Origin of the sequence: Flavobacterium sp., from assembly GCF_025352425.1 — a bacterium.
GTDB lineage: Bacteria > Bacteroidota > Bacteroidia > Flavobacteriales > Flavobacteriaceae > Flavobacterium.
This window is the reverse complement of record NZ_JANXTI010000038.1, coordinates 1-3,638: the sequence shown is the minus strand read 5'-3', so window position 1 is coordinate 3,638 and position 3,638 is coordinate 1. Positions and strand designations below refer to the sequence as shown.

The 3,638-nt window shown below is 37.3% G+C and carries 3 protein-coding genes and 1 pseudogene; 1 reads left to right on the top strand and 3 read right to left on the bottom strand.

Annotated features, from left to right (window positions below):
* Window positions 1-1,280 (bottom strand): hypothetical protein (locus Q0Q99_RS05565; protein WP_293892667.1); only part of this gene is annotated, 1,280 nt, incomplete at its 3' end.
* Window positions 1,281-1,646: 366 nt separating this feature from the next.
* Here Q0Q99_RS05565 and Q0Q99_RS05560 point away from each other — a divergent pair.
* Window positions 1,647-2,831 carry a hypothetical protein gene (locus Q0Q99_RS05560; RefSeq protein WP_293892664.1) on the top strand — a complete coding sequence of 395 codons (1,185 nt, stop codon included), beginning with the start codon at window positions 1,647-1,649 and terminating at the stop codon, window positions 2,829-2,831.
* Between the two features lie 39 nt (window positions 2,832-2,870).
* Here Q0Q99_RS05560 and ytxJ read toward each other — a convergent pair whose 3' ends face one another.
* Both ytxJ and Q0Q99_RS05550 read right to left on the bottom strand, forming a co-directional pair.
* The gene (gene ytxJ / locus Q0Q99_RS05555; protein ID WP_293892661.1) at window positions 2,871-3,251 is read right to left on the bottom strand and encodes a bacillithiol system redox-active protein YtxJ; all 381 of its coding nucleotides are present in this window, start codon (window positions 3,249-3,251) and stop codon (window positions 2,871-2,873) included.
* Between the two features lie 266 nt (window positions 3,252-3,517).
* Window positions 3,518-3,638 (bottom strand): annotated as a pseudogene (locus tag Q0Q99_RS05550) (IS982 family transposase); the annotation flags it as partial.

Genomic DNA, 3,638 nt, shown 5'->3' with positions numbered 1-3,638 from the left:
GTACAAGCCAAAGTGGTAAACGCTCCTCCGGCTGACCAAGGGCTAACTGTGGTCAGGGTTGTGCCTGGGGTAGAGGTACAAATCAATTGTGCCTGCCATTCATAAACAGTACTACAAGCTAAATTACCCAATTGATAAGGTAAAGTAACATGTTCAAGCGTTGTCCAGGTTGTTACATTAGCTCCGTGATAACGAATATTAAACGTTCCCACATTATTTGAGGTTGGAGTTAAATATAAAGTTGCTCCGGTCTGACCCACATTAGTTGCCGATAATCCTGTTGGTGCATTACAAGGCGTTACAGTACAAGCCAAAGTGGTAAACGCTCCTCCGGCTGACCAAGGGCTAACTGTGGTCAGGGTTGTGCCTGGGGTAGAGGTACAAATCAATTGTGCCTGCCATTCATAAACAGTACTACAAGCTAAATTACCCAATTGATAAGGCAAGGTAACATGTTCAAGGATTATCCAGTTTGGGCTAGTACTTGAGAGATAACGAATATTAAACGTCCCTGTATTACTTGAGGTTGGAGATAAATATAAAGTTGCTCCGCTCTGGCTCACATTCGTTGCTGTTAATCCAGTTGGTGCGTTGCAAGTTGGTATAGTACAAGGTGCAGTAGTAAAAGTTACACCTGTTGACCAATCGCTTGGTATAATGACCCCTGTTGCCGAACTGGTGCAAACCAACTGGGCCTGCCATTCATAAGTAGTGCCACAAGCTAGATTGCCTATCGGATAGGGTAAGGTTACATGCTCCACTATCGTCCAAGTAGTAGTTCCTGAAGTGTGATAACGAATATTATATTGCATGGAATTGGTCGTAGTTGTACCCAAATGCAGATAGGCCGTCGTCTGAGTTACATCATAAGAAAGCAGTCCTGTGGGCGTAAGACACGGACTCGGAGGTGGTGTAGTACATTGAGCAGTGGTAAAGGCAGCGCCAACTGACCAGTCGCTTACACTTGTGGTGCCTCCCACAAGATCGCAAATTCGCTGCACCTGCCACTCGTAGGCAGTGTTACAGCTCAGGTTTCCCAATTGATAAGGCAATATCACGTGCTCCAGTACCGTCCAGGTAGTATTAAAAGACGTATGGTAACGGATATTATATTGTGCTACGCTGGTAGTCGTAGAATTGGCATTCAGATAAACCCCAGCAGTAGTAATATTAGTCGCGGACAACCCTGTTGGGGTTACGCATTGGGCATTTAATCGTCCGGAAAAAATTGCTTGTAAAGCAAAAATAAAAACGGTTATAAGAGAGTAGGATTTTTTCATAGCTCAGGTATTATGGTTTAGAAAGTAAAATTAATTAATATTAACATTCTAATCAGATTTTTGGTTCTTTTTTCGTTAAAATACCATGCTTAATTAATTTAATATGAGATATTCTTACATTTTTATGCATACTAAACAATATGGCGGAACAAATCCAACTTCCCTTTTCCCTTGATGACCTTCAAAAAGTTGATGGCGCGATTTTTGGCTTATCCTGAAAAAGCCATGCTAAAAAAACTGGACTATCTTAAAAAGAAGTAATAGTAAGATTATCAACTTGGCACGAAAGTTGTTTGCCTTTTTAACATTAAAAACATGACAAAACCAAACGGTTTTTCCTATTTTTGTCAATAAACCAATAATCCAATGAAAAAAATTACTTTACTCCTTGCCTTATTTCTTATCATCACATCCTGTGGCGTAAAACAAACCCGCAACATGTTGAGTTCAGGTGATTATGACGGTGCTATTAAAAATGCTGTTGATGGTCTACGCAGCAATAAGAATGCTAAAGGAAAACAGGACTATGTCTACATGCTCGAAGAAGCGTTTGCCAAAGCAAGGGAACGCGACTTGCAGGATATCAACGCCTGGTTTAAGGATGCCAATCCACAGAACTTAGAAAAAATATATGAAACTTATGTCCAGCTAAATCGCCGCCAGCAAGAGATTCGTCCGTTACTTCCGTTAAGGCTACTAAAGGAAGGCCGCGATGCTATCTTCCCTTTTGATGATTACACTGATCAGATTGTAAGTAGTAAAAACTCATTGTCAAAATTCCTTTATGACAATTCCAAAGCTTTATTAATTAACAAAGACAAAATCGTTATTCGCCGGGCCTATGATGATTTGGTGTATTTGGAAAACATTAATCCCGGGTTTAAGGATGTTGCCAAATTAACAGAGGAAGCCAAATTTAAAGGAACTGATTTTGTAAATGTTTATACCAAGAACGAAACCAATATGGTGATCCCTATCCGCCTCGAGAATGAATTGTTGGATTTCAGTACGTATGGTTTGAATGACGAATGGACAGTATATCACAGCAACCGTCAAAAAGGAATTGACTATGATTATGGATTGATTGTTAACTTTCGTCAAATAAATATCTCACCAGAGCAGGTAAAAGAAAGACAATTCATAAATGAAAGACAAATTAAGGATGGTGTCAAAAACCTGCTGGATGCACAAGGTCATATCGTGAAAGACAGTTTGGGACATCCTGTTACGATAGATAATATGAGAACTGTCCGGATTACAATCTATGAGTTTTCCCAACTAAAATCATGTCAAGTAACCGCAAAAGTGGATTATATTAACTTTAAAACCAATCAGCTAATAGATACTTTTCCGTTAGCGAGTGAATTCGTTTTCTCAAATACTTATTCCACTTATAAGGGCGACAGACGCGCTTCTGATGACGATTATTATCAATATTTCGACAGAAGATCCATTCCGTTTCCAAGCAATGAGCAAATGGTTTTTGATACAGGAAACGACTTAAAAGAGAAGCTAAAAGATATTATTTCAAGGAATAAGTTTAGAAGATAAAAGAAACCCCGTCTCGTTCCAAAGACGGGGTTTTAATTTTTATATAAATTGTTCTAACTGTGAAGCATCAAGACTTTCATGCGAATCATTGTAAACTGCTTTGCCATCCTTAATAACAATAAGCTGTGGCGATTGATGCACTACTTCAAACCGGTTAGCTATTTCGTTTGACAAACTTCTATAAGCTAATATGTCTAGAAAATAAGGTGTAATTTCTTCGTGCAGATCAAATTCATTTTCAAACTGTTTTAGTATCATTCTGCTAACGCCGCACCGCGTGCTGTGTTTAAAGATTAAAACGGGCATGTCTGTTGACTCTGAAACGATTTCATTCAGTTGTCCTAAGTCGGTTAGCTGCCTCCAGCCTACTTTGGAAAGAGATTGATTTGAAGCATTTGAAGTACTATTAAAAAAACCCATAAGTGTCTTGTTTTAACTTCCTTCTCAAATGATAAAAATCATAAAAAGACAGCTGTCTGCAATTTTAGATTTGGAATACAAATTGATCAAAAAGTTTTCAAAGATAAACAATACAACAATGAATATAAATAATTTAACAATCAATACTAAAAACAAGGATTTTTTCTATTGTGTGTATTTTGAAACAACAATACACTGGATAAGTAAGATAAAGATTCATTCGATTGAATTAAAAAAAGTTTACTAGTTTAACCCGTTGGGTGTAATTAAATAATTTGATTTTTAATATTGTTTATTGGTCTATCAAATATGAATTTATTGATATATTGAACCAAAGTTAATGCTGTTATTTTAGCTAAAATTCTTGTTTTAAATCCTTCAAAAGAT

Coding starts and splice junctions, on each gene's coding strand:
- ytxJ (WP_293892661.1), bottom strand. CDS start 3,251: ATGGGTTTTTTTAATAGTACTTCAAATGCTTCAAATCAATCTCTTTCC.
- Q0Q99_RS05560 (WP_293892664.1), top strand. CDS start 1,647: ATGAAAAAAATTACTTTACTCCTTGCCTTATTTCTTATCATCACATCC.